A 20,884-nucleotide genomic window follows, 5' to 3' on the forward strand; every position below is an offset into this window, starting at 1 on the left:
ACGCCATGAACCACGACGACCTGCCTTCCACCCGGCCTTACCTGATCCGCGCCCTGCACGAGTGGTGCTGCGACAACGGTTTCACGCCCTATCTCGCCGTGGCGGTCGACGCCTCGGTGCAGGTGCCGCGCGAGTTTGTCAAGGACGGCGAGATCGTGCTCAACACCAGCTACGACGCGACCGGCAATCTGCATCTGGGCAACGACTACATCGAGTTCAAGGCCCGCTTCGGCGGCGTCGCGCGCGAGATCCGTGTTCCGGTCGACCATGTGCTGGCGATCTATGCGCGAGAGAACGGGCAGGGCATGGCCTTCCCGCCGCCCGAGCGCGAGTCGGCGCAGGCCCAGTCCGAGCAGCAGCCTCCGGACGAGCCGCCACCACCGGGCAGCGGTCGGCCGGCACTCAAGCGGGTGAAGTAGAATAACGCCGTAGCCGGTTTAGCTCAGTTGGTAGAGCACCCGCCTTGTAAGCGGTAGGTCGTCAGTTCGAGTCCGACAACCGGCACCATACAGAAAGCCCGTCCAGGTGATCCACCTGACGGGCTTTTTCATGGTCGCATGAGAATGCACGGATAGTACAAAAACTGAAGAGCAAAGAAAAAGCGATCCAGCGTGATGGGCGATTTATGCTATCGCTATGGTCCAGCATCGAGCCCGTTCCGTCACGCCGCCAGCCTTGATCGAGGTGCATGTCGAGCAGATCGAGCAGCTGTTCTACTCGATCGACCCCTCGCCCTTCCACGCGCGCGACCTCGATCCCCAGGCCGATGAATACATCGTCGCCTGCGCCCGCGAGCTGCCGCACGAGCTGCCACTGGCGCTGGTCGTTCATCTCGATTGCCCGCCGGAGCAGGAGATCCGGCTCGCGCAGGTCGAGGGCGCGATCCGCAGCCATTTTGCGGCCAGCGCACGGGTGACGCTGACCCAGTTGCGTGATCTGTTTCACCGTGGCCGCATCAGCCTGCTGATCGGGATGGCTTTCCTGTCGGTGTCGATCGCGCTCGGCGAGCTCAGCCAGAACTGGTTGCCGCGGGGCAGTCCGGGCAATATCGTGCGCGAGAGCCTGCTGATCGGCGGCTGGGTCGCGATGTGGCGGCCGATGGAGATCTTCCTGTACGACTGGTGGCCGGTGGCGGCCAGGATCCGGCTGCTGGACCGGCTGGCCGTCATGCCGACGCGCATCATTCAGCGACGGCACCGGGTTCCGGAGTCGTCCCGGCCGAGCGAACCGGGGCAGGGCTTCAGCGCACCCGTATCTTGATGCGCAGCCGCGGCACGGCAAAGCCGCCGTTGCGCAGTGCCGCCAGCAAGGCGGGTGTGAGTTGCCTGAGCTTGGTGCCCACGGCCGGGTTGCCGACCAGCAGACACCAGGACTCCTCGTCGACCGGGCCGGCCTGGATCTGGGCGCGCAGCCCGGGCTGCAGCAGCGGGCTGATCAAGGCCAGCATCTGTTCGGACTGGCGGATGCGATCGACGACCCTGGCCAGTTCCGGGTGGGCCCGAAAGGCCTGCTGCAGACTGAAAAGACGGGGAGGGGTGACCATGTGCGTCCATTATCCGACAGCCTGGGCGGCGGCGCGTACCGAGACAAGCCAGGCCGCTAAAATGACACCAACACGGTATAAATCCGACCGCAGCCTGGTGCGTTTCCAGGCGGACCCGAATTCACAACCAGCCCTCGCCGGCAGTCTCCTGACGGGCGAGGAGCGATGTTCGTATGCCCATCCAGTTCCTGACCAAAATCTTCGGCAGCCGCAATGACCGCCTGCTCAAAACCTACCGCAAGACGGTGGCGCGCATCAATGGCCTGGAGGCGCAGTTCGAGAAGCTGACCGACGCCGAGCTGCAGGGCAAGACGGGCGAGTTCCGCCAGCGCCTGGCGCAGGGCGAGGAGCTCGACGCGCTGCTGCCCGAGGCCTTTGCCACCGTGCGCGAGGCCAGCAAGCGTGTCATGAAGATGCGCCATTTCGACGTCCAGCTGGTCGGCGGCCTCGCGCTGCACCACGGCAAGGTGGCCGAGATGCGCACAGGCGAGGGCAAGACGCTGACCGCGACGCTGGCGGTCTACCTCAACGCCCTGTCCGGCCAGGGCGTGCATGTGGTGACGGTCAATGACTACCTGGCCGGGCGCGATGCGCAGACCATGGGCAAGCTCTATAACTGGCTGGGCCTGTCGGTTGGTGTCAACCTGCCGCAGATGCCGCGCGAGGACAAGCAGCTCGCCTATCTGGCCGACATCACCTACGGCACCAACAACGAGTACGGTTTCGACTACCTGCGCGACAACATGGTCTACGAGGCGGCCGACCGGGTCCAGCGTCGGCTGAACTACGCCATCGTCGACGAGGTGGATTCGATCCTGATCGACGAGGCGCGCACCCCGCTGATCATCAGCGGCCAGGCCGAGGACCACACCGCGATCTATCTGTCCATCCACCAGCTGGTGCCGCAACTGGTGCGCCAGGAAGGCGAGGAAGACCCGCGCACCGGCGAGGGCGTGATCCAGCCGGGCGACTTCACGGTGGACGAGAAATCGCACCAGATCCACCTGACCGAGCAGGGCCATGAGAACGCCGAACGCATCCTGGCGCAGGCTGGCCTGCTGGCCGAGGGCGCCTCGCTGTACGACCCGTCCAACATCGTGCTGATGCACAACCTGGTGACGGCGCTGAAGGCGCAGCATCTGTATCACCGCGACCAGCATTACGTGGTGCAGGATGGCGAGATCGTGATCGTCGACGAGTTCACCGGCCGCCTGATGTCGGGTCGGCGCTGGAGCGATGGTCTGCACCAGGCGGTCGAGGCCAAGGAGGGGGTGCCGATCCAGCCCGAGAACCAGACGCTGGCATCGATCACCTTCCAGAACTATTTCCGCCTCTACGGCAAGCTGTCGGGCATGACCGGCACCGCCGACACCGAGGCCTACGAGTTCCAGGATATCTACGGCCTTGAGACCGTGGTGATCCCGCCGAACCGCCCGAGCCAGCGCAAGGATCAGCTCGACCGCGTCTACAAGACCACGCCCGAGAAGTACCGCGCCGCGATCGTCGATATCCGCGAATGCCACGAGCGCGGCCAGCCGGTGCTGGTCGGCACCTCGTCGATCGAGAACTCCGAGATCATCGCGGCCCTGCTGCAGCAGGAAGGCCTGCCGCACGAGGTGCTCAACGCCAAGCAGCATGCGCGCGAGGCCGACATCATCCTGCAGGCGGGCCGTCCCGGCGCGATCACGATCGCGACCAACATGGCGGGCCGTGGCACCGACATCGTGCTGGGCGGCAACCTGGAGCGGCAGCTGGCCGCGATCGAGGCCGATGCCAGCCTGGACGAGGCCGCTCGTGCCCGGGCGACCGAGGCGGCGCGCGCGCAGTGGAAGGCCGACCATGAGCAGGTCAAGCAGCTCGGCGGCCTGCGCATCATCGCGACCGAGCGCCACGAGAGCCGTCGCATCGACAACCAGCTGCGTGGTCGCGCTGGCCGCCAGGGTGACCCGGGATCGAGCCGCTTCTACCTGAGCCTGGATGACTCGCTGATGCGCATCTTCGCGGGTGACCGCGTGCGCGCGATCATGGACAAGCTCAAGATGCCCGAAGGCGAGGCGATCGAGGCCGGCATCGTGACGCGCAGCATCGAAAGCGCGCAGCGCAAGGTCGAGGGCCGCAACTTCGACGTCCGCAAGCAGCTGCTGGAGTACGACGATGTGTCCAACGACCAGCGCAAGGTGATCTACCAGCAGCGCAACGACATCATCGACGCGCTGGACCTGAGCGCGCAGATCGCGTCGCTGCGCGAGGGCTGCATGACCGAGGTGGTGCGCGCCTTCGTGCCGGCCGAGAGCGTCGAGGAGCAATGGGACCTGGCCGGCCTGCAGCAGGTGCTGGCCGAGGACTGGGGCCTGCTGCTCGACCTGGCCGCGCTGGCGGCGGGCGCCGAGACCCTGAGCGACGACGACATCCTGCAGCATGTGCTGGCCGCCGCGAACGCATCCTACGAGGCCAAGGTGGCGCTGGTCGGCCGCGAGCAGATGGGCAACTTCGAGCGCGTCGTGCTGCTGCAGCATATCGACTCGAACTGGCGCGATCACCTGAGCGCGCTCGACTACCTGCGCCAGGGCATCCACCTGCGCGGTTATGCGCAGAAGCAGCCCAAGCAGGAGTACAAGCGCGAGGCCTTCCTGCTGTTCGGCCTGCTGCTCGACAGCGTGCGCAACGAGGTCACGCGCCTGCTGATGAATGTCAAGATCCAGTCGCCCGAGCAGGTCAGCCAGGCGGCCGAGCAGCTCGAAACCCAGGCCGAGCATCTGAGCCATGTCACCTACAGCGCGCCCAACGAGAGCGGCGAGGCCGAGACCAGGCCCGATACCGGCCTGCTGAGCCAGCCGGACCAGCCGCTGCCGCGCGTGGGTCGCAACGATCCCTGCCCGTGCGGCAGCGGACAGCGCTACAAGCACTGCCATGGCAAGCTGAGCTGATCTTCCGCTCGGAAAAGAAGAAGGCCGGAAACCTCTCGCGAGGCTCCGGCCTTGGCGTTTTCTGCCCGCTCGCTCGCTCAGTCGGTCAAGGCCTGCCGAGCACGATCTGCGTGGCCGAGTTCTGCGTGCCGTCGTAGCTCAGGTTGCTGCCCGACAGGTTCGTCACGCCGAAGGTCGATGTCGTCACCGTCGAATTCAGGCTGCCGCTGGTCAGCTTGCAGCTGCCCGTGCTGGCCGTCACGCAGCTCTTGGCGCCGCCGGGGTTGAAGCTGCCGTTGACCGTGACGTTGGCGACGGCCGCGCCCGTGGCCACATCGCGAACTGCCACGATGGCGCCTGCCGTCCAGCTGGTCTTGCTCTTGCTCGACGACGCGGTGATCGACTTGACCGCCACCACCTGCTTGGCCACGCTGGTCGGCGCGCCCGTCGCCAGGGAATAGAGCAGCCGGTTCGGCGAGCCTGCCCCGATGGCGCCGAGCTGGTTGGCCGATGCATTCGCGAGCAGGAAGGCCGACACGTCCGTCGGGCGGGCATTCGGATTGGCCGCGAGCGCCAGCGCCGCGACGCCGGTGACATGAGGCGCCGCCATCGAGGTTCCGCTCAGGATCGCGGCCGCATTCGAGGCGGTGTACCAGGCGGAGCTGATGCTGCTGCCGGGGGCGAACAGGTCCAGGCAAGAGCCCCAGTTCGAGTAGGACGCCCGTTGGTCATTGCTGTCGGTGGCGCCCACGGTGAGCGCGGTCGGTTCGCTGGCAGGTGAGGTGGTGCAGGCATCGACGTTGCTGTTGCCGGCCGCGACGACCATGGTCACGCCCTTGCCCACCGCGCCCGCCACGGCTGAATTGACCGCGGTCGAAATGGCGCTCATGCCCAGCGACAGGTTGGCCACGGCAGGACGCAGGGGACTGGCCGCGACCCAGTTGATGCCGGCGATGACGCCGCTGGTGGTGCCGGATCCGGCGCAATCGAGGACCCGGACCGGAATCAGTGCCACGCCCTTGGCCACGCCGTAGACGGTGCCGCCAACGGTGCCCGCGACATGGGTGCCGTGGCCGTTGCAATCGCTGGTGTTGCTGGCGTTGATCGCACCGGTGCCGTCGGGCGCGACGTTATAGCCCGGCCGGACCCGTCCCGTGAACTCTACATGGTCGGACCGCAGGCCGGTGTCGATGATGAAGGCGTTGACCCCCGCCCCCCGGTAGTTGTAGTGGTAGATGCCTTCCAGCGGCCGGGTGACTTGATCGATGCGGTCCAGCCCCCAGGTCGCCTGATTCTCGGCCTGGGGCAAGACCGCTTCGCGCAGCGCGACCGTGCGATCCTGCTCGATGTAATCCACCTTGGGATTCTGCTTCAGCGCCTGCACGGCCGCGTCGGGCAGCGAGGCGGAAAAGCCCTTGATGGCGTGGGTGTAGACATGCTGGACCTGGCCGCCGTGCTGCTTGGCCAGCGCCAGGGCCTCCGCCGGCGCATCGGCGACCGTCTGCCGGAATACCACGATGTAGCGACCAACAATCGGGCGCGACTGGCCGAAGGCCTTGGCCGGCAACTCGACCGGAGGCTGCGCCAGCGCAGCCGCTGGCTGCAGCAGACCGATGCAGGTCAGGCCCAAGGCGAGCGTGGTGGCGTTGAGAGCGGGGTGCATGCGATGGGGGCTTTGTTGGTGAACGTACGGTGAATTATCTGTCAATGTGCTTGCGATTGGAAGACGGCAGCAGCCTGGCTCGCTGGCGGAATGAAAAAAACCGCAGATCTCTCGCGAGGCTGCGGTTTTTTGCTGCCCCGGCGGGCGGGGTAGGGGGCCGGGATTTACTTCAGCAGGCTCTTGAGCAGGTGGCCCAGCTCGGACGGGTTGCGCGTCACGGTGAAGCCGCACTCTTCCATGATGGCGAGCTTGGCGTCAGCGGTGTCGGCGCCACCCGAGATCAGCGCGCCGGCGTGGCCCATGCGCTTGCCGGGAGGCGCGGTCACGCCAGCGATGAAGCCGACGATCGGCTTCTTCATGTTGGCCTTGCACCACATCGCGGCTTCGGCTTCGTCCGGGCCACCGATCTCGCCGATCATGATGACGGCATCGGTATCCGGATCGTCATTGAAGGCGCGCATCACGTCGATGTGCTTGAGACCGTTGATCGGGTCGCCACCGATGCCGACGGCCGAAGACTGGCCCAGGCCGACTTCGGTCAGCATGGCAACGGCTTCATAGGTCAGGGTGCCGGAGCGCGAGACGACGCCGATGCGTCCCTTGCGGTGGATGTGACCGGGCATGATGCCGATCTTGATCTCGTCGGGGGTGATCAGGCCGGGGCAGTTGGGGCCCAGCAGCAGGGTGCGCTTGCCACCGGCGGCTTCCTTGGCCTTCATGCGGTTGCGCACTTCGAGCATGTCCTTGACCGGGATGCCTTCGGTGATGCAGATCGCCAGGTCCAGGTCGGCCTCGACGGCTTCCCAGATCGCGGCGGCGGCGCCTGCCGGCGGCACGTAGATCACGGAGACGGTCGCGCCGGTGTCGGCGGCGGCTTCCTTGACGGTGCCGTAGATCGGCACGTCGAGGATCTTCTCGCCGGCCTTCTTCGGGTTCACGCCGGCGACGAAGCAGTTCTTGCCGTTCGCGTACTCGATGCACTTCTCGGTGTGGAACTGACCGGTCTTGCCGGTGATGCCCTGGGTGATGACGCGGGTATCTTTATTGATGTAAATCGACATGCGAGTTCCTAATCAGTTGGGGACAGAGCTTGCCCGCTTTGCGGGCTGCGGTCTGTCCCGCAAAATTACTTGGATACAGCAGCGACGATCTTGGTCGCGGCTTCGGCCATGGTGTCGGCAGCGATGATCGGCAGACCCGACTCGGCCAGCATCTTCTTGCCCAGCTCTTCGTTGGTGCCCTTCATGCGCACGACCAGCGGCACGTTCAGGTTCACGGCCTTGCAGGCGGTGATGACGCCGGTGGCGATGGTGTCGCACTTCATGATGCCGCCGAAGATGTTGACCAGGATGCCCTCGACCTTGGGGTTCTTGAGCATGATCTTGAAGGCTTCGGTGACCTTCTCGGGGGTCGCGCCGCCGCCGACGTCCAGGAAGTTGGCCGGCTCGCCGCCGAACAGCTTGATGGTGTCCATGGTGGCCATGGCCAGGCCGGCGCCGTTGACCAGGCAGCCGATGTTGCCGTCCAGGCTGATGTAGGCCAGGTCGAACTTGGAAGCCTCGACCTCGGCCGGATCTTCCTCGTCCAGGTCGCGGTAGGCGACGATCTCGGGGTGGCGGAACAGCGCGTTGGCGTCGAAGTTGAACTTCGCGTCCAGCGCCATCACGTTGCCCTTGCTGTCACGGTTCAGCGGGTTGATTTCCACCAGCGAAGCGTCGGTGTCCATGTAGCACTGGTACAGCTTCTTGAAGATGTCCACGGCCTGGGCGGTGGAATCAGCCGGCATGCCGATGGCGTCGGCGATCTTCTTGGCTTGCTCGTCGCCCAGACCGGTCAGCGGATCGATGAACTCGGTGATGATCTTCTCGGGGGTGGAGTGGGCCACTTCCTCGATGTCCATGCCGCCTTCGCTCGAAGCGATGAAGGCCACCTTCTGGGTCGCACGGTCGGTCACGACCGAGACGTAATATTCCTTGTTGATGTCGGCGCCGTCCTCGATGTAGAGGCGACGCACCTTCTGGCCTTCGGGACCGGTCTGGTGGGTCTTGAGCTGCATGCCCAGGATTTCGCCGGCCAGACGCTGCACGTCCTCGATCGACTTGGCGACCTTGACGCCGCCGCCCTTGCCACGGCCACCGGCGTGGATCTGTGCCTTGACGACCCAGACCGGACCGCCCAGCTTCTGTGCCGCTTCAACGGCTTCCTGGACGTTGAATGCCGGGATGCCGCGCGGGACCGGCACGCCGAACTGGCGCAGGATTTCCTTGCCTTGGTACTCGTGAATCTTCATGAATTGCTCTCAGTGGAGTCAGTCAACAAAACGTCCGGAGTGTGGGCACCTTGCCTTACGCCAGTCCAACACCGGCGACTCAATGCCTGCGGTCGAGGACGCAAGAAAACATAAATGTATCATGCTGCAATGATAGAAAGCGGACTGGAGGCGGACGTTTCGGCGCTTGCCGCGCCCGCCCATCCAATCGTAACTGCCACCAGGAGAATACAGATGCATCAGGTTTTCATCGACGGCGAAGCCGGCACCACGGGCTTGCAGATCCGCGAACGGCTGGCCCAGATGCCGCAGATCGCCTTGCTCAGCATTGCCCCCGAGCGCCGCAAGGACCCGGCCGCCAAGCGCGAACTGATGGCGCGGGCCGATCTGGTGATCCTGTGCCTGCATGACGACGCCGCGCGCGAGTCGGTCGCGATGGTCGACTCGATCAAGGCCGAGGGTGGCAAGGCGCCGCGCATCATCGACGCCTCGACCGCGCACCGCGTGGCACCCGACTGGGTCTACGGTTTCCCCGAGCTCTGCGCCGGCCAGGCCGAGGCGGTGCGCGGCGCCGAGCGCGTCGCCAACCCGGGCTGCTACGCGACCGGCGCGATCGCGCTGCTGCGCCCGCTGATCGATGCCGGCCTGCTGTCGCCCGAGCACCCGGTCTGCCTGCCGAGCGTGAGCGGCTACACCGGCGGTGGCCGCCCCATGATCGAGGCCTACGAGGCCGGCACGGCGGCGCCGTTCGAGCTCTACGCGCTGGGCCTGGGCCACAAGCATGTTCCCGAGATCATGGCCTGCACCGGCCTGACCCGGCGCCCGATCTTCGTGCCGGCGGTGGCCAACTTCGCCCAGGGCATGCTGGTCCAGCTGCCGCTGCACCTGGACCTGCTGCCGGGCAGCCCCAAGCTCGCCGACCTGCAGGCCGCGCTGGAGCGGCACTACGAGGGCAGCCACTGGGTCAACGTGCCGCCGGCGACCGAGGATGGCAAGCTCGACGCGGTCGCGCTGGCGGGCACCAATCACCTGGAGCTGCGCGTGTTCGGCAGCGACGCGCACCGCCATGCCGTGCTGGTCGCGCGGCTGGACAACCTGGGCAAGGGCGCCAGCGGCGCGGCGGTGCAGAACCTGCAGCTGATGCTGGGACTCTGAAGCGCCGGGCGGGCCATGTCCCGCCTGACCGAGGGGTTTGACCAAGTTTAAGTATGCGGTAAGGGAAAACCCTTAAATTAGGCCGATGACTGATGCCGCACCTTCTTCCACGCCTGCGCGCGCCCTGATCCGCACCCTGGATGCCGGCCATGTCCCGCTGATCGAGCAGCATCTGCTGGCGCTGCCCGATCGCGACCGCTACCTGCGCTTCGGCTATCCGGCCATCGACGAGCAGATCGGCCGCTACGTCGCCAAGCTGGATTTCGCGCGCGACGAGATGTTCGGCATCTTCGATGCCGATCTGCGGCTGGTCGCGGTCGCGCACCTGGCCTACCTGGACCAGGCGGGCCAGCAGCATCTGGCCGAGTTCGGTGTCAGCGTCGGTCCCGGCCTGCGCGGGCGCGGCTACGGCCAGCAGCTGTTCGAGCGCGCGGTGGTGCATGCGCGCAACCACGGGGTCTCGCGCCTGATCATCCATGCGCTGAGCGAGAACGCCGCCATGCTCAGGATCGCGCGCAAGGCCGGCGCCACGGTCGTGCGCGACGGCTCCGAGAGCGAGGCCTGCCTGGAGCTGCCGCCGGCCGACTTTGGCTCCCAGGTCGGCGAGCTGCTGGCCGAGGGGCTGGCGCGCACCGACTACCACCTCAAGGCCGGCGTCAAGCAGGTGCGCGGCGTGATCGATCTGGTGCACGAGATCCGCGAAGGCGTGCGCGACGCGCGCGACCAGACCAGGCCCTGAGCAGCGCTGTCGCGCTGGCGTCAAACGCTTGGGGTATCCTTGCTGCTTCGCAACTACCCTGAGCTACAGTGGCTGAACCCCATCCCAGTCCGGCGCCGCACCGAGGCGTGCGGCATGAAGACAAGCGCGGCTTCCTGCAAAAGCTGGCCGAGTTCATCCATCCCGGACCCGACTCGAAGGACGAGCTGATCGAGACCCTGGCCGAGGCCGAGGACAACGACATCATCAATGCCGAGTCGCGCGTGATGCTGGAGGGGGTGATCCGGATCGCCGACATGAGCGCCGGCGACGTGATGGTGGCCGCGCCGCGCATGGACGGGCTCGATATCCAGGCCCCCTACGAGGAGCTGCTGCACCAGGTGATCGAGACCGCGCATTCGCGCTTTCCGGTCTACGAGGGCGAGCGCGAGAACATCATCGGCATCCTGCTGGCCAAGGATCTGCTCAAGCTGCAGCGCGCACCCGGGCTGAGTCTGCGCTCGCTGCTGCGCCCGGCCACCTTCGTGCCCGAGAGCAAGGGCCTCAACGACCTGCTGCGCGAATTCCGCGCCAACCGCAACCACCTGGCGATCGTGATCGACGAGTTCGGCCGCGTCGCCGGGCTGATCACGATCGAGGATGTGCTGGAGCAGATCGTCGGCGAGATCGAGGACGAGTTCGACGTCGAGGAAGACGAGGGCGACATCTTCGCGCTGGCCGATGGCACCTGGCGCGTCAGCGGCGACACGCCGGTCGAGCGCATCGCCGAATCCTTCGGCCTTGAGCTGGACGACGAGGACTTCGACACCATTGGCGGCCTGGTTTCGCACGCGCTGGGCCGGGTACCGCGCCGTGGCGAGCGCCATGAGTTGCAGGGGCTGGACTTCATGGTGCAGCACAGCAAGGGCGGGGCGGTCAAATGGTTCAAGGTCTCGCGCCTGCCGCACCAGCCTTGATCAAGGCGTGCGCCTGAACCCATCCCTCGCCTGGCGCGCCGCGCCGGCTGGCACCGGCCTGCTGCTGGCGGGCCTGCTGCAGGCCTGGTCGCTGGCCTGGCCCTTCGCTCTGCTTTGGCCGCAGGGCGAGCCGGTCGCCGGACTGCAGATCCTGTCGCTGGCGCTGCTGGTCCCGCTGTTGCATCGGGCTGCAACGGCACGCGCCGCCTTTTTCCGTGGCTGGATTTTTTCGACCGCCTGGCTGGCCGGGACCTTCTGGTGGCTGTTCGTCTCGATGCACACCTATGGCGGCCTGCCGGCGCCGCTGGCCGCGCTCGCCGTGCTGGCGCTGGCGGCGGCACTCGCGCTGTGCTACGCGCCGGCCGCCGGGTTGTACTGGCGCTGGCGCGCGGCCGGGTTGCGCTGGCGGCTGCCGGTCTTCGTGGCGCTTTGGACGCTGGCCGAGCTCGCGCGCGGCACGGTCTTCACCGGCTTTCCCTGGGGGGCGGGCGGCTATGCGCAGGTCGACGCGCTGGCCCCGCTGGCGCCCTGGGTTGGCGTCCATGGCATGGGCGCGGTTTCGGCCGCGCTCGCGCTGCTGGCGGCCGAGGCCTGGCAGGCGCTGGCTGGCCGCTTTGGGTCAGCCGGCGCGCGGCGGCGCGGGGCATCGGTCGGTACCGTGCCGCTGGCCGGCGGCTTGGCCGGTGCGATTGGACTCGTGCTGCTGGCGTGGCCCGGCGTCGCGCAACACTGGGCTGGCTGGGTGCCGATCTGGACCCGCTCGACCGGCGTGATGTCGGTCGCGCTGCTGCAAGGCAATATCCCGCAGGATGAGAAATTCCAGCCCGGCAGCGGGGTGCCGCTGGCGCTGTCCTGGTACGGACAGCAGGCGCGGGCGGCGCTGGCGCGCGGTGACGCCCGGTTGGTCGTGGCGCCCGAGACGGCCATTCCCTTGTTGCCCCAGCAGCTGGGACCCGATTGGTGGCAGCCGCTGCTGCAGGCCGTGGCACGGGGCGGCGCGGCGCTGACGCTGGGGCTGCCGCTGGGCAGCGTCAAGCAGGGGTACACCAATTCGGCGCTGTCGTGGACGCCGGAGGCGCGCGCGCCGCTGCGCTACGACAAGCAGCATCTGGTGCCGTTTGGCGAGTTCATCCCGACCGGATTCCGCTGGTTCACCGAGCTGATGCACATCCCGCTGGGCGACTTCAACCGGGGCGCGCCGGTGCAGCCGACGCTGGACTGGGCCGGGCAGCGCATCGCGCCCAATATCTGCTACGAGGACCTGTTTGGCGAGGAGCTCGCGCGCGGTTTCGTCGATCCGGCGCGGGCGCCGACCGTGCTGCTCAACCTCAGCAACATCGCCTGGTTCGGCGACACGGTGGCGATAGCCCAGCACCGCCAGATCTCGCGCCTGCGCGCGCTCGAGCTGCAGCGCCCGATGCTGCGTGCCACCAACACTGGCGCCACGGTGGCGATCGATCACCTGGGGCGCGTCACGCACGAGCTGCCGCGGCTGACGCGCGGCGTGCTGATGGCCGAAGTCGAGGGTCGCGCGGGCCTGACCCCTTACGCGCGCTGGGCCGGCCGCTTCGGCCTCTGGCCGCTGGCGCTGCTGTGTGTCTTCGCCTTGCTCGTGGCCTGGCGCCGCGGCGACCTGTCACGCCCGTAAAATGAACGATTCGTCAGATCTCGAAGCGGGATCTGGCCCGAATTCCCGGCGGATGACCGCCCCCCTAGGCAACGACATGCTGACCTTTCAACAAATCATCCTGAAACTGCAGGCCTACTGGGACGCCCAGGGCTGCGCGCTGCTGCAACCCTACGACATGGAAGTCGGCGCCGGCACCAGCCACACCGCGACCTTCCTGCGCGCGATCGGCCCCGAGCCCTGGAAAGCGGCCTATGTCCAGCCCAGCCGCCGGCCCAAGGACGGTCGCTATGGCGAGAACCCGAACCGCCTGCAGCATTACTACCAGTACCAGGTGGTGCTGAAGCCGGCACCGGCCAACATCCTGGAGCTGTACCTCGGCAGCCTGGAGGCGCTGGGTTTCGACCTGAAGAAGAACGACATCCGCTTCGTCGAGGACGACTGGGAGAACCCGACCCTGGGCGCCTGGGGCCTGGGCTGGGAGGTCTGGCTCAACGGCATGGAGGTGACGCAGTTCACCTATTTCCAGCAGGTCGGCGGCATCGACTGCAAGCCCGCCACCGGCGAGATCACCTATGGCCTGGAGCGGCTGGCCATGTACCTGCAGGGCGTCGACAACGTCTACAACCTGCAGTGGACCGATACGCTGAAATACGGCGATGTCTACCACCAGAACGAGGTCGAGCAGTCGACCTACAACTTCGAGCATTCAGATGCCGATTTCCTGTTCACCGCCTTCAACGCGCACGAGAAACAGGCCAAGTACCTGATGGAGCAGCAGCTTGCGCTGCCGGCCTACGAGCAGGTGCTGAAAGCGGCGCACAGCTTCAACCTGCTCGACGCGCGTGGCGCGATCAGCGTGACCGAGCGCGCCGCCTACATCGGCCGCATCCGCAACCTGGCGCGCGCCGTGGCCCAGAGCTACTACGAGAGCCGCGAGCGGCTGGGCTTCCCGATGGCGCCGCGCGAGTGGGTGGCGCAGATGGATCGCAAGGCAGTCTGAGCTCCGATGGTCAACGCCACGATCCAGGAGCTGTTTGATTCTCCCTGGCTGGACAACAGCCTGCTGGATCATGGTTTTCTGCGCCAGAAACAGCGCGAGCTGGCCGATCAGCCGCTGCCCGAGGGCCTGGTCGAATGGCTGGAGGGTCACTTTCAGCCGGCCCGGCTCGCCGCCGGCAACGAGTCCCAGCTTGAAACGAGCTTCATCGCCCCCTTGCTCCAGCAGCTGGGCTGGTTCAGCGTGCCGCAGCAGGTCTTCACCGTGCAGGGCAAGCAGGCCAAGCCCGACTGGTGCCTGCTGCTGCAGCCCGAGCAGACCCAGGCGCTGATCGAGCAGGCCAGTGCCGGCCATCGCCTGATAGCAGCCATCTGCGAAGCCAAGGCCTGGGGCAAGCCGCTCGATACCGGCAAGGCCAACAAGGACAATCCGCATCACCAGTTGCAGGATTACCTCAGCACCTTGCGCGTGCGGTTCGGTTTCCTGACCAATGGCCGGCGTTGGCGGGTCTACGACACCGACCAGATCAGCGCCAGGAAATCGTTCATCGAGTTTGACCTCGAACGCCTGCTGGCGCTGACGGACCCGGGCCAGAGGCGGCAGGCGCTGGCGCTGTTCGTTTTTTTCCTGAGCCGCGAGACTTATCTGCCGCCGGCCGAGGCCGGACAGTCCAGCGCGATCGAGCGCACCCTGGCCGAATCGGGCGAGTTCGCGCTGGCGGTGGAGGACAACCTCAAGGCGGTGATCTACGGCTACAGCGGCGAGGAGTCGCTGTTCGAGATCATGGGGCAGGCGATCCACCGCGCCAACGCCCGCCACAAGGTGGAGCTGGGCGCGGTCTACGAGAACAGCGTGATCCTGCTGTTTCGCCTGCTGTTCGTGGTCTATTTCGAGGACAAGAACCGCGAGTTGCTGGCCAGGCACCCGTTCTATCCGCGATACAGCCTGCAGTCGCTTTACCTGCGGCTGCGTCAGGCCGGCCCCGAGCGCGGCCAGCTGCACGACGGCGTGTTTGCCCTCAAGCAGCTGTTCGAGATGCTCGACCGTGGCGCCGAGGACATCGATATTCCGCTGTTCAATGGCGGCCTGTTCGACCCGGCGCGCGCGCCGCTGCTGCTGACGCCCAAGATCTTCGACAACGCCACCCTGCTGGCGATACTGGAAAAGCTCCTGTTCAGGACGCATCGCGGCAACACCCTGTTCGATACCCGGCGCGATTTCAAGAACATGAGCGTGACCCATCTGGGTCGCATCTATGAAGGCCTGCTGGAATTCCGCTTCGAGCGCGCGCTCGAAACCGCGACCTACCTCGAATACGAAAGCCACGCGACGCGCGGCAAGAGCGTCGAGGCCTATTTCGACGCCTATGACGCCGCTGGCGTGCGCCAGCAAAAGGGTTTCAAGGCGTTGCGCGAGTTCAGCGTCAAGCAGGGCGATGTCTACCTCAAGAGCGCCAACAACTCGCGCAAGACCAGCGCGAGCTACTACACGCCCGCGTCGCTGTCCGAGCGCCTGGTCAAGGCCGGCATCGACCAGGCGCTGGCCAGTGGTCGCGCGCTGGCCGAGCTCAGGATCCTGGACAACGCCTGCGGCAGTGGGCATTTCCTGGTGCAGGCGCTCGACTACCTGACCGACCTGGCGCTGCGCAGCCTGGAGGCCGACGCCGAGCTGGCGCGGCTGGTGCGGGACGAGCGCGGCAAGATCGCCGCCCAGCTCGCCGCGCTGAACCTGCCTTACGAGCCCGACGACGCGCAGATCCTCAAGCGGGTGCTGCTCAAGCGCTGCATCTATGGCGTCGATCTGAACCCGTTCGCGGTCGAGCTCGCGCGGCTGAGCCTGTGGATGGACAGCTTCATCTTCGGCACGCCACTGTCGTTCATCGAGCACCATGTCCAGCATGGCAACGCGCTGATCGGCGCGACGGTGCAGGACTTCATCGACTACAACGCGAGCGAGTCGCGGCAGAACGATCTGTTCGTCGATGACCTGCGCGGGCGCTTCGACGAACTGCGCGGCGTGATGCAGGAGCTCGACGCGATGCGCGACACCACCCCGGCCGAGGTGGCGCAGAGCAAGCGGCTCTGGAAGAGCATCGAGCCCCGGCTGCGGTTGCTGGGCCGCGCCCTGGGTTTCATCTCGACCCGGCGCGTGCTGCTGGCCGAGGGGGATGCGGCGGCGGTGCGGGCGCTCGACAAGACGCCGAACCTGCTCGATCAGCTGTTCGACGAGGACCGGCGGCGCGGGTCCAAGGTGTCGCAACAGATCCAGGACTGTGCCGATCGCTACCATTTCTTCCATTACGAAGTGGCGTTTCCCGAGGCCTTCGCCAGCGAGCGCCCGGGCTTCGACGTGATCGTCGGCAATCCGCCCTGGGACAAGACCAAGTTCAGCGACACCGATTTCTTCCCGCAGTACCACAGCAACTACCGCGGCCTGAAGAACAGCGAGAAGGCGGCGGTGCAGCGCCGGCTGCTGGAAAGCCCGCATGTCGCCGCCGCCCAAGAACGGGCGCAGCGCGAGATGGAAGCGCTCAACGCCTGCTACAAGGCTTCCTTGCCGCTGAACCGGGGCTCGGGCGACGGCAACCTGTTCCGCTTCTTCGTCGAGCGCAACCTGGGCCTGCTGGCGCCGGGTGGCAGCCTGAACTATGTGTTGCCGAGCGCGCTGATGTTCGAGGAGGGCTCGCAGGCGCTGCGCCAGCATCTGCTGACGCATTGCCGGATGCCGTTCTTCCACGGCTTCGAGAACAATCGGGGCATCTTTCCCGAGGTGCATCGCAGCTACAAGTTCGCGCTGATGCAGGTGGTCAACGCGCCGCCGGTCGCGGACGCGGTGATCGACACTGCCTTCTATCTGCTCGACGCCGCCGAGCTCGACGATCCGGCGCGCCATGTGCCGTATCCGCTGGCCGTGCTCAAGACCCTGTCGCCCCGGCAATGGGCGCTGATGGAGCTGCGCGACGCGGCCGACCTGCCGCTGCTGGCCAAGTGCTACGCGGCCTTCCCGCCCCTGTCGGCCGACTGGCTCGACTTCCGCAGCGAACTGCACATGACCAGCGACAAGGACCTGTTCCTTGAGAGCGCGCGTCCCGGCTGTCTGCCGTTGTATCAGGGCCGGATGATCTGGCAATACAGCCACCGCTACGCCGATCCTGAATACTGGCTTGATCCGGCCGCCTTCGACAAACGCCTGCAGAGCAAGGAACTGCACCGCATGGCGCAGGATCTCGGCCTGCCCAAGGCCCTGGCCTACGCGCATTCCGAGGCGATCCGCTACGACCGCGACTATGTGCGACTGGGGTTCCGCGAGATCGCGCGCGACACCGATGAGCGCACCCTGATCTTCGCGTTGCTGCCCAGGCATGTCGGCGCCGGCAACAAGGTGCCGGTCAACGTCCCCAAGCGCTACCAGTACGCCGACGACGGCCAGGTGTGGGCGCAAGCCGTCTCGCCGCTGCGCCTGCTGTTCGCGCTGGCCTGGTTCAACAGCCTGACGGTGGACTGGATGGCGCGTTTCATGATCCAGATCACGGTCAACCAGACCTACCTGTATCGCCTGCCGCTGCCGCAGCCCGACGACGAGACGATCCTGCAAGACCCCGACTACCGCGCGCTGGCGCGCAACGCGCTGCGGCTGACGCTGGCGGCGGGCTGGGACGACTTCGCCGCCGATCTGGCGCCGCAGCTGGCCGCGCTGGGCGTGACGCGCCAGGACATCCCCGCCACGCCCAAGGCGCGGGACAAGCTGCGCGCCGACACCGACCGGCGCGTCGCGCGACGCTATGGCGTGAGTGACGCCGAATTCCAGCGCCTGCTGGGCAGCTTCAAGGGCATGGCCAGCAAGCGGCCCGAATACCTGACACTCCTGCAAGCGGCGGAGACTTGAGCCAGCCGGCCCCGCATCCGCGAAAATCCCATCTGAATACCTACAGCACAAGCATATGACTACCAAAAACCTGCTGGTGGAGCTCTTCGTCGAGGAACTGCCGCCCAAAGCGCTGAAGAAACTGGGCGATGCCTTCGCCGGTGTCCTGTTCGAGCAGCTCAAGGCCCAGGGCCTGGCTGGCGCCGACTCCGCCGTGACGCCTTTTGCCTCGCCGCGCCGCCTGGCGGCCCATGTCAGCCATGTCTGGCTGAAAGCCGAGGACAAGGCGGTGCAGCTCAAGCTGATGCCGGCCTCGGTCGGCCTGACGGCCGACGGCCAGGCCACGCCCGCGCTGCTGAAGAAGCTGGCCGCACTGGGCGCCGATCTGTCGGACCCGGCCGTCGCCGTGGCCCAGCTCAAGCGCCAGGGCGAAGGCAAGGCCGAGGCGCTTTATTACGACAGCCTGGTGAGCGGCGTGACGCTCGACATCGGCCTGCAGAAGGCGCTCGACGAGGCGATTGCCAAGCTGCCGATCCCCAAGGTGATGAGCTACCAGCTCGAAACCGACTGCGAGCTGCCGGGCTGGAGCAGCGTCAACTTCGTGCGCCCGGCGCACGGCCTGGTCGCGCTGCATGGCTCCACCGTGGTGCCGGTCAAGGCGCTCGGCCTGACGGCGGGCAACCAGACCCAGGGTCACCGCTTCGAGGCGGCGGTCTCGCCGGTGCTGATCGCCGAGGCCGACGGCTACGCCGAGACCCTGCTGCGCGACGGTTCGGTGTTCGCCAGCTTTGGCGACCGCCGCTTCGCCATCGTGCAGCAGCTGGCGCAGGCGGCCGAGAAGCTCGGCCCCGGCTACGAGGTGCTGATGGACGAGGCGCTGCTCGACGAGGTCACCGGCCTGGTAGAGCGCCCGAACGTGCTGACCTGCAGCTTCGAGGCCGAATTCCTTGAGGTGCCGCAGGAATGCCTGATCCTGACCATGAAGGCCAACCAGAAGTATTTCCCGCTGGTCGATACCCATGGCAAGCTGACCAACCAGTTCCTGGTGGTGAGCAACATCAGCCCGACCGACGCCAGCGCCGTGATTCAGGGCAACGAGCGGGTGGTGCGCCCGCGCCTGGCCGACGCCAAGTTCTTCTTCGACCAGGACCGCAAGAAGACGCTGGAGTCGCGCGTCGAGGGCCTGGCCAAGGTGGTTTATCACAACAAGCTCGGCACCCAGGGCGAGCGCAGCGAGCGGGTGCGGGCCATCGCTCATGCCATCGTCAACCAGCTGCGGATGGCCACGCTGCCGTTCACGGTCGATGACAAGGACCATTTCGACCTGCTCGACCTCAAGGCGCAGCAGGCCGCGCGCCTGGCCAAGACCGACCTGCTGACCGACATGGTCGGCGAGTTCCCCGAGCTGCAGGGCATCATGGGCGGCTACTACGCGCGCCACGAAGGCCTGCGCGACGGCGTCGCGATCGCGATCGAGGACCATTACAAGCCGCGCTTCGCGGGCGACGCGCTGCCGCGCAACCACACCGGCCTGGTGCTGGCGCTGGCCGACAAGCTGGAGACGCTGATCGGCCTGTTCGGCATCGGCCAGCTGCCGACTGGCGACAAGGACCCGTTCGCGCTGCGCCGCCATGCGCTGGGCGTGATTCGCATCCTGGCCGAGAAGCAGCTGCCGCTCGACCTGCCCGAGCTGCTGAAGGCCGCGGCCCAGCCGTTTGGCGAACTGATCACCGACCCGAGCGCGGCGCTGCTCGACTTCATGCTGGACCGCCTGGCCGTGAACCTGCGCGAGCAGGGCTACAGCGCGCAGGAAGTCGATGCGGTGCTGGCGCTCAAGCCGGCCCGCCTGGGCGAGATCGCCCGTCGCCTGGCCGCCGTGCGCGCCTTCGCCGCGCTGGCCGAGGCGCCGGCGCTGGCTGCCGCCAACAAGCGGGTCGGCAACATCCTCAAGAAGGCCGAGGGCGAGGTCAAGGCCGAGGTCAAGCCTGAGCTGCTGCGGGAGGCGGCCGAATCCGCGCTGGCCGCCGCGCTGGCCGAGGTGGCACCGGCTGCAGAAAAAGCCTTCGAGCAGGGCGACTACACCGCCAGCCTGCAGGCGCTCGCCGCGCTCAAGGCCCCGGTCGATACCTTCTTCGACCAGGTCATGGTCAATGCCGACGATCCGGCGCTCAAGGCCAACCGCCTGGGCCTGCTGGCCCAGCTGCACCAGGCGATGAACCGGGTGGCCGACCTGTCGCGCCTGGCGGCCTGATGCGCATGCCAGCCGTGACCAAGCTGGTCGTGATCGACCGCGATGGCATCCTGAGCCAGGACCCGGAAGCCTATGTCCGTGGCTCCGAGGACTGGCAGCCGATTCCGGGCGCGCTGGAGGCGGTGGCGCGGCTGAACCAGGCCGGTTGGCGGGTCGTGATCGCGACCAACCAGGTCGGCATCGGGCGCGGCCTGTTCGATGTCGCGAGCTTCAACGCCTTCAACGCGCGCATGCTCAAGTCGCTGGCCGAGGTCGGCGCGCGCGTCGACGCGATCTTCTTCTGCCCCCATGCGCCCGAGGACGAATGCGGCTGCCGCAAGCCCGCGCCCGGCCTCTTCATCGAGATCGGCCAGCGCTTTGGCGTGCCGCTGGGGCAGGTACTGGCCGCGGGCGATTCGGTGCGCGACGCGTTGGCCGCCGACGCCGCCGGTTGCCAGCCGCATCTGATCCTGAGCGGCCAGTCGGCGGCCTACCGCGAGGGGGGCCTGCCCGAAGGCCTGCCGCCCGGCACCCGCGTGCACCGCGACCTGCAGGCTTTCGCCGACTGGGCGCTGGCGCACGAACCACAGACCTGATGATGATTTCTGCTCTCCGTTCCTTGCTGCACCTGCTGTTCATGGCCGTCACGGTGATCCCGTGGAGCCTGGCGGTGGTGCTGGCCCGTCCCTTCGCCAGCAAGACCAGCATCTACTGGATGTGCCAGCGCTGGCTCAAGCTGTCGGTCGACAGCGCGCGCTGGATCATCGGCATCCGCTACCAGGTCTTGGGCCGCGAGCACCTGCCCCAGGGCAGTTCGGACCCGGCCGTGCTGCTGGTCAAGCACCAGTCGACCTGGGAGACCTTCGCGATGCCGGCCATCATGCCGCACCCGCTGGCCTATGTGTTCAAGAAGGAGCTGCTGCGCGTGCCCTTCTTCGGCTGGGCCATCGGCA

Annotated in this window: 16 protein-coding genes and 1 tRNA gene; 13 read left to right on the forward strand and 4 right to left on the reverse strand. The window is 67.0% G+C overall.

Translation table 11 applies throughout. The features are described from left to right. Nucleotides 1–5: 5 nt before the first annotated feature. From PHR85_RS12775 to PHR85_RS12785, 3 genes are all read left to right on the forward strand, one after another. Nucleotides 6–419: a ClpXP protease specificity-enhancing factor gene (locus PHR85_RS12775; RefSeq protein ID WP_300054823.1), complete on the forward strand. Its 414-nt coding sequence runs from the start codon at nt 6–8 to the stop codon at nt 417–419. Between the two features lie 12 nt (nt 420–431). Then, nucleotides 432–507 (forward strand) — tRNA-Thr (locus PHR85_RS12780). 129 nt (nt 508–636) lie between these two features. After that, nucleotides 637–1,260: a hypothetical protein gene (locus PHR85_RS12785; RefSeq protein ID WP_300054825.1), complete on the forward strand. Its 624-nt coding sequence runs from the start codon at nt 637–639 to the stop codon at nt 1,258–1,260. On the opposite strand, the gene PHR85_RS12790 is transcribed toward PHR85_RS12785, so the two are convergent. Next, nucleotides 1,241–1,543: a hypothetical protein gene (locus PHR85_RS12790; protein ID WP_300054827.1), complete on the reverse strand. Its 303-nt coding sequence runs from the start codon at nt 1,541–1,543 to the stop codon at nt 1,241–1,243. The genes PHR85_RS12785 and PHR85_RS12790 overlap by 20 nt on opposite strands. A gap of 173 nt (nt 1,544–1,716) precedes the next feature. Here PHR85_RS12790 and secA point away from each other — a divergent pair, with 173 nt between their 5' ends. Next, complete coding sequence (gene secA / locus PHR85_RS12795) at nt 1,717–4,470, forward strand: preprotein translocase subunit SecA (RefSeq protein WP_300054829.1); 2,754 nt, start codon at nt 1,717–1,719, stop codon at nt 4,468–4,470. A gap of 85 nt (nt 4,471–4,555) precedes the next feature. On the opposite strand, the gene PHR85_RS12800 is transcribed toward secA, so the two are convergent. The 3 genes from PHR85_RS12800 to sucC all read right to left on the reverse strand — a co-directional run bounded on the left by PHR85_RS12800 (nt 4,556) and on the right by sucC (nt 8,402). Continuing rightward, nucleotides 4,556–6,112, reverse strand: coding sequence for a S8 family peptidase (locus PHR85_RS12800; RefSeq protein WP_300054830.1), 1,557 nt, complete (start codon nt 6,110–6,112; stop codon nt 4,556–4,558). Between the two features lie 164 nt (nt 6,113–6,276). Further along, on the reverse strand, nt 6,277–7,173 hold the full coding sequence (sucD, locus tag PHR85_RS12805) for a succinate--CoA ligase subunit alpha (protein ID WP_300054831.1): 897 nt from the start codon (nt 7,171–7,173) through the stop codon (nt 6,277–6,279). Nucleotides 7,174–7,238: 65 nt separating this feature from the next. Further along, nucleotides 7,239–8,402: an ADP-forming succinate--CoA ligase subunit beta gene (gene sucC / locus PHR85_RS12810; RefSeq protein ID WP_300054833.1), complete on the reverse strand. Its 1,164-nt coding sequence runs from the start codon at nt 8,400–8,402 to the stop codon at nt 7,239–7,241. Between the two features lie 213 nt (nt 8,403–8,615). Here sucC and argC point away from each other — a divergent pair, with 213 nt between their 5' ends. The 9 genes from argC to PHR85_RS12855 all read left to right on the forward strand — a co-directional run. Next, entirely contained in the window at nt 8,616–9,536 is a 921-nt protein-coding gene (gene argC, locus PHR85_RS12815) for an N-acetyl-gamma-glutamyl-phosphate reductase (RefSeq protein ID WP_300054835.1), read from the forward strand. An 85-nt stretch (nt 9,537–9,621) separates the two neighbouring features. Further along, entirely contained in the window at nt 9,622–10,275 is a 654-nt protein-coding gene (locus PHR85_RS12820; RefSeq protein ID WP_300054837.1) for a GNAT family N-acetyltransferase, read from the forward strand. A 68-nt stretch (nt 10,276–10,343) separates the two neighbouring features. Next, entirely contained in the window at nt 10,344–11,210 is an 867-nt protein-coding gene (locus PHR85_RS12825) for an HlyC/CorC family transporter (protein WP_300054839.1), read from the forward strand. 7 nt (nt 11,211–11,217) lie between these two features. Continuing rightward, the gene (gene lnt / locus PHR85_RS12830) at nt 11,218–12,858 is read left to right on the forward strand and encodes an apolipoprotein N-acyltransferase (protein WP_300054841.1); all 1,641 of its coding nucleotides are present in this window, start codon (nt 11,218–11,220) and stop codon (nt 12,856–12,858) included. A 76-nt stretch (nt 12,859–12,934) separates the two neighbouring features. Beyond that, on the forward strand, nt 12,935–13,840 hold the full coding sequence (gene glyQ, locus PHR85_RS12835) for a glycine--tRNA ligase subunit alpha (protein WP_300054851.1): 906 nt from the start codon (nt 12,935–12,937) through the stop codon (nt 13,838–13,840). A gap of 6 nt (nt 13,841–13,846) precedes the next feature. Further along, nucleotides 13,847–17,722 (forward strand): DNA methyltransferase, encoded by a 3,876-nt coding sequence (locus tag PHR85_RS12840; RefSeq protein ID WP_300054843.1) that lies wholly within the window; start codon nt 13,847–13,849, stop codon nt 17,720–17,722. Nucleotides 17,723–17,777: 55 nt separating this feature from the next. Continuing rightward, a complete protein-coding gene (gene glyS, locus PHR85_RS12845) occupies nt 17,778–19,952 on the forward strand; it encodes a glycine--tRNA ligase subunit beta (RefSeq protein ID WP_300054844.1) in 2,175 nt (724 codons plus the stop codon). A 5-nt stretch (nt 19,953–19,957) separates the two neighbouring features. Then, complete coding sequence (gene gmhB, locus PHR85_RS12850; protein ID WP_300054847.1) at nt 19,958–20,527, forward strand: D-glycero-beta-D-manno-heptose 1,7-bisphosphate 7-phosphatase; 570 nt, start codon at nt 19,958–19,960, stop codon at nt 20,525–20,527. 5 nt (nt 20,528–20,532) lie between these two features. Then, a partial coding sequence (locus PHR85_RS12855) for a lysophospholipid acyltransferase family protein (RefSeq protein ID WP_367278753.1) occupies nt 20,533–20,884 on the forward strand: 352 nt, incomplete at its 3' end.

Origin of the sequence: Malikia sp. (genome assembly GCF_028687635.1) — a bacterium.
Lineage (GTDB): Bacteria > Pseudomonadota > Gammaproteobacteria > Burkholderiales > Burkholderiaceae_C > Malikia.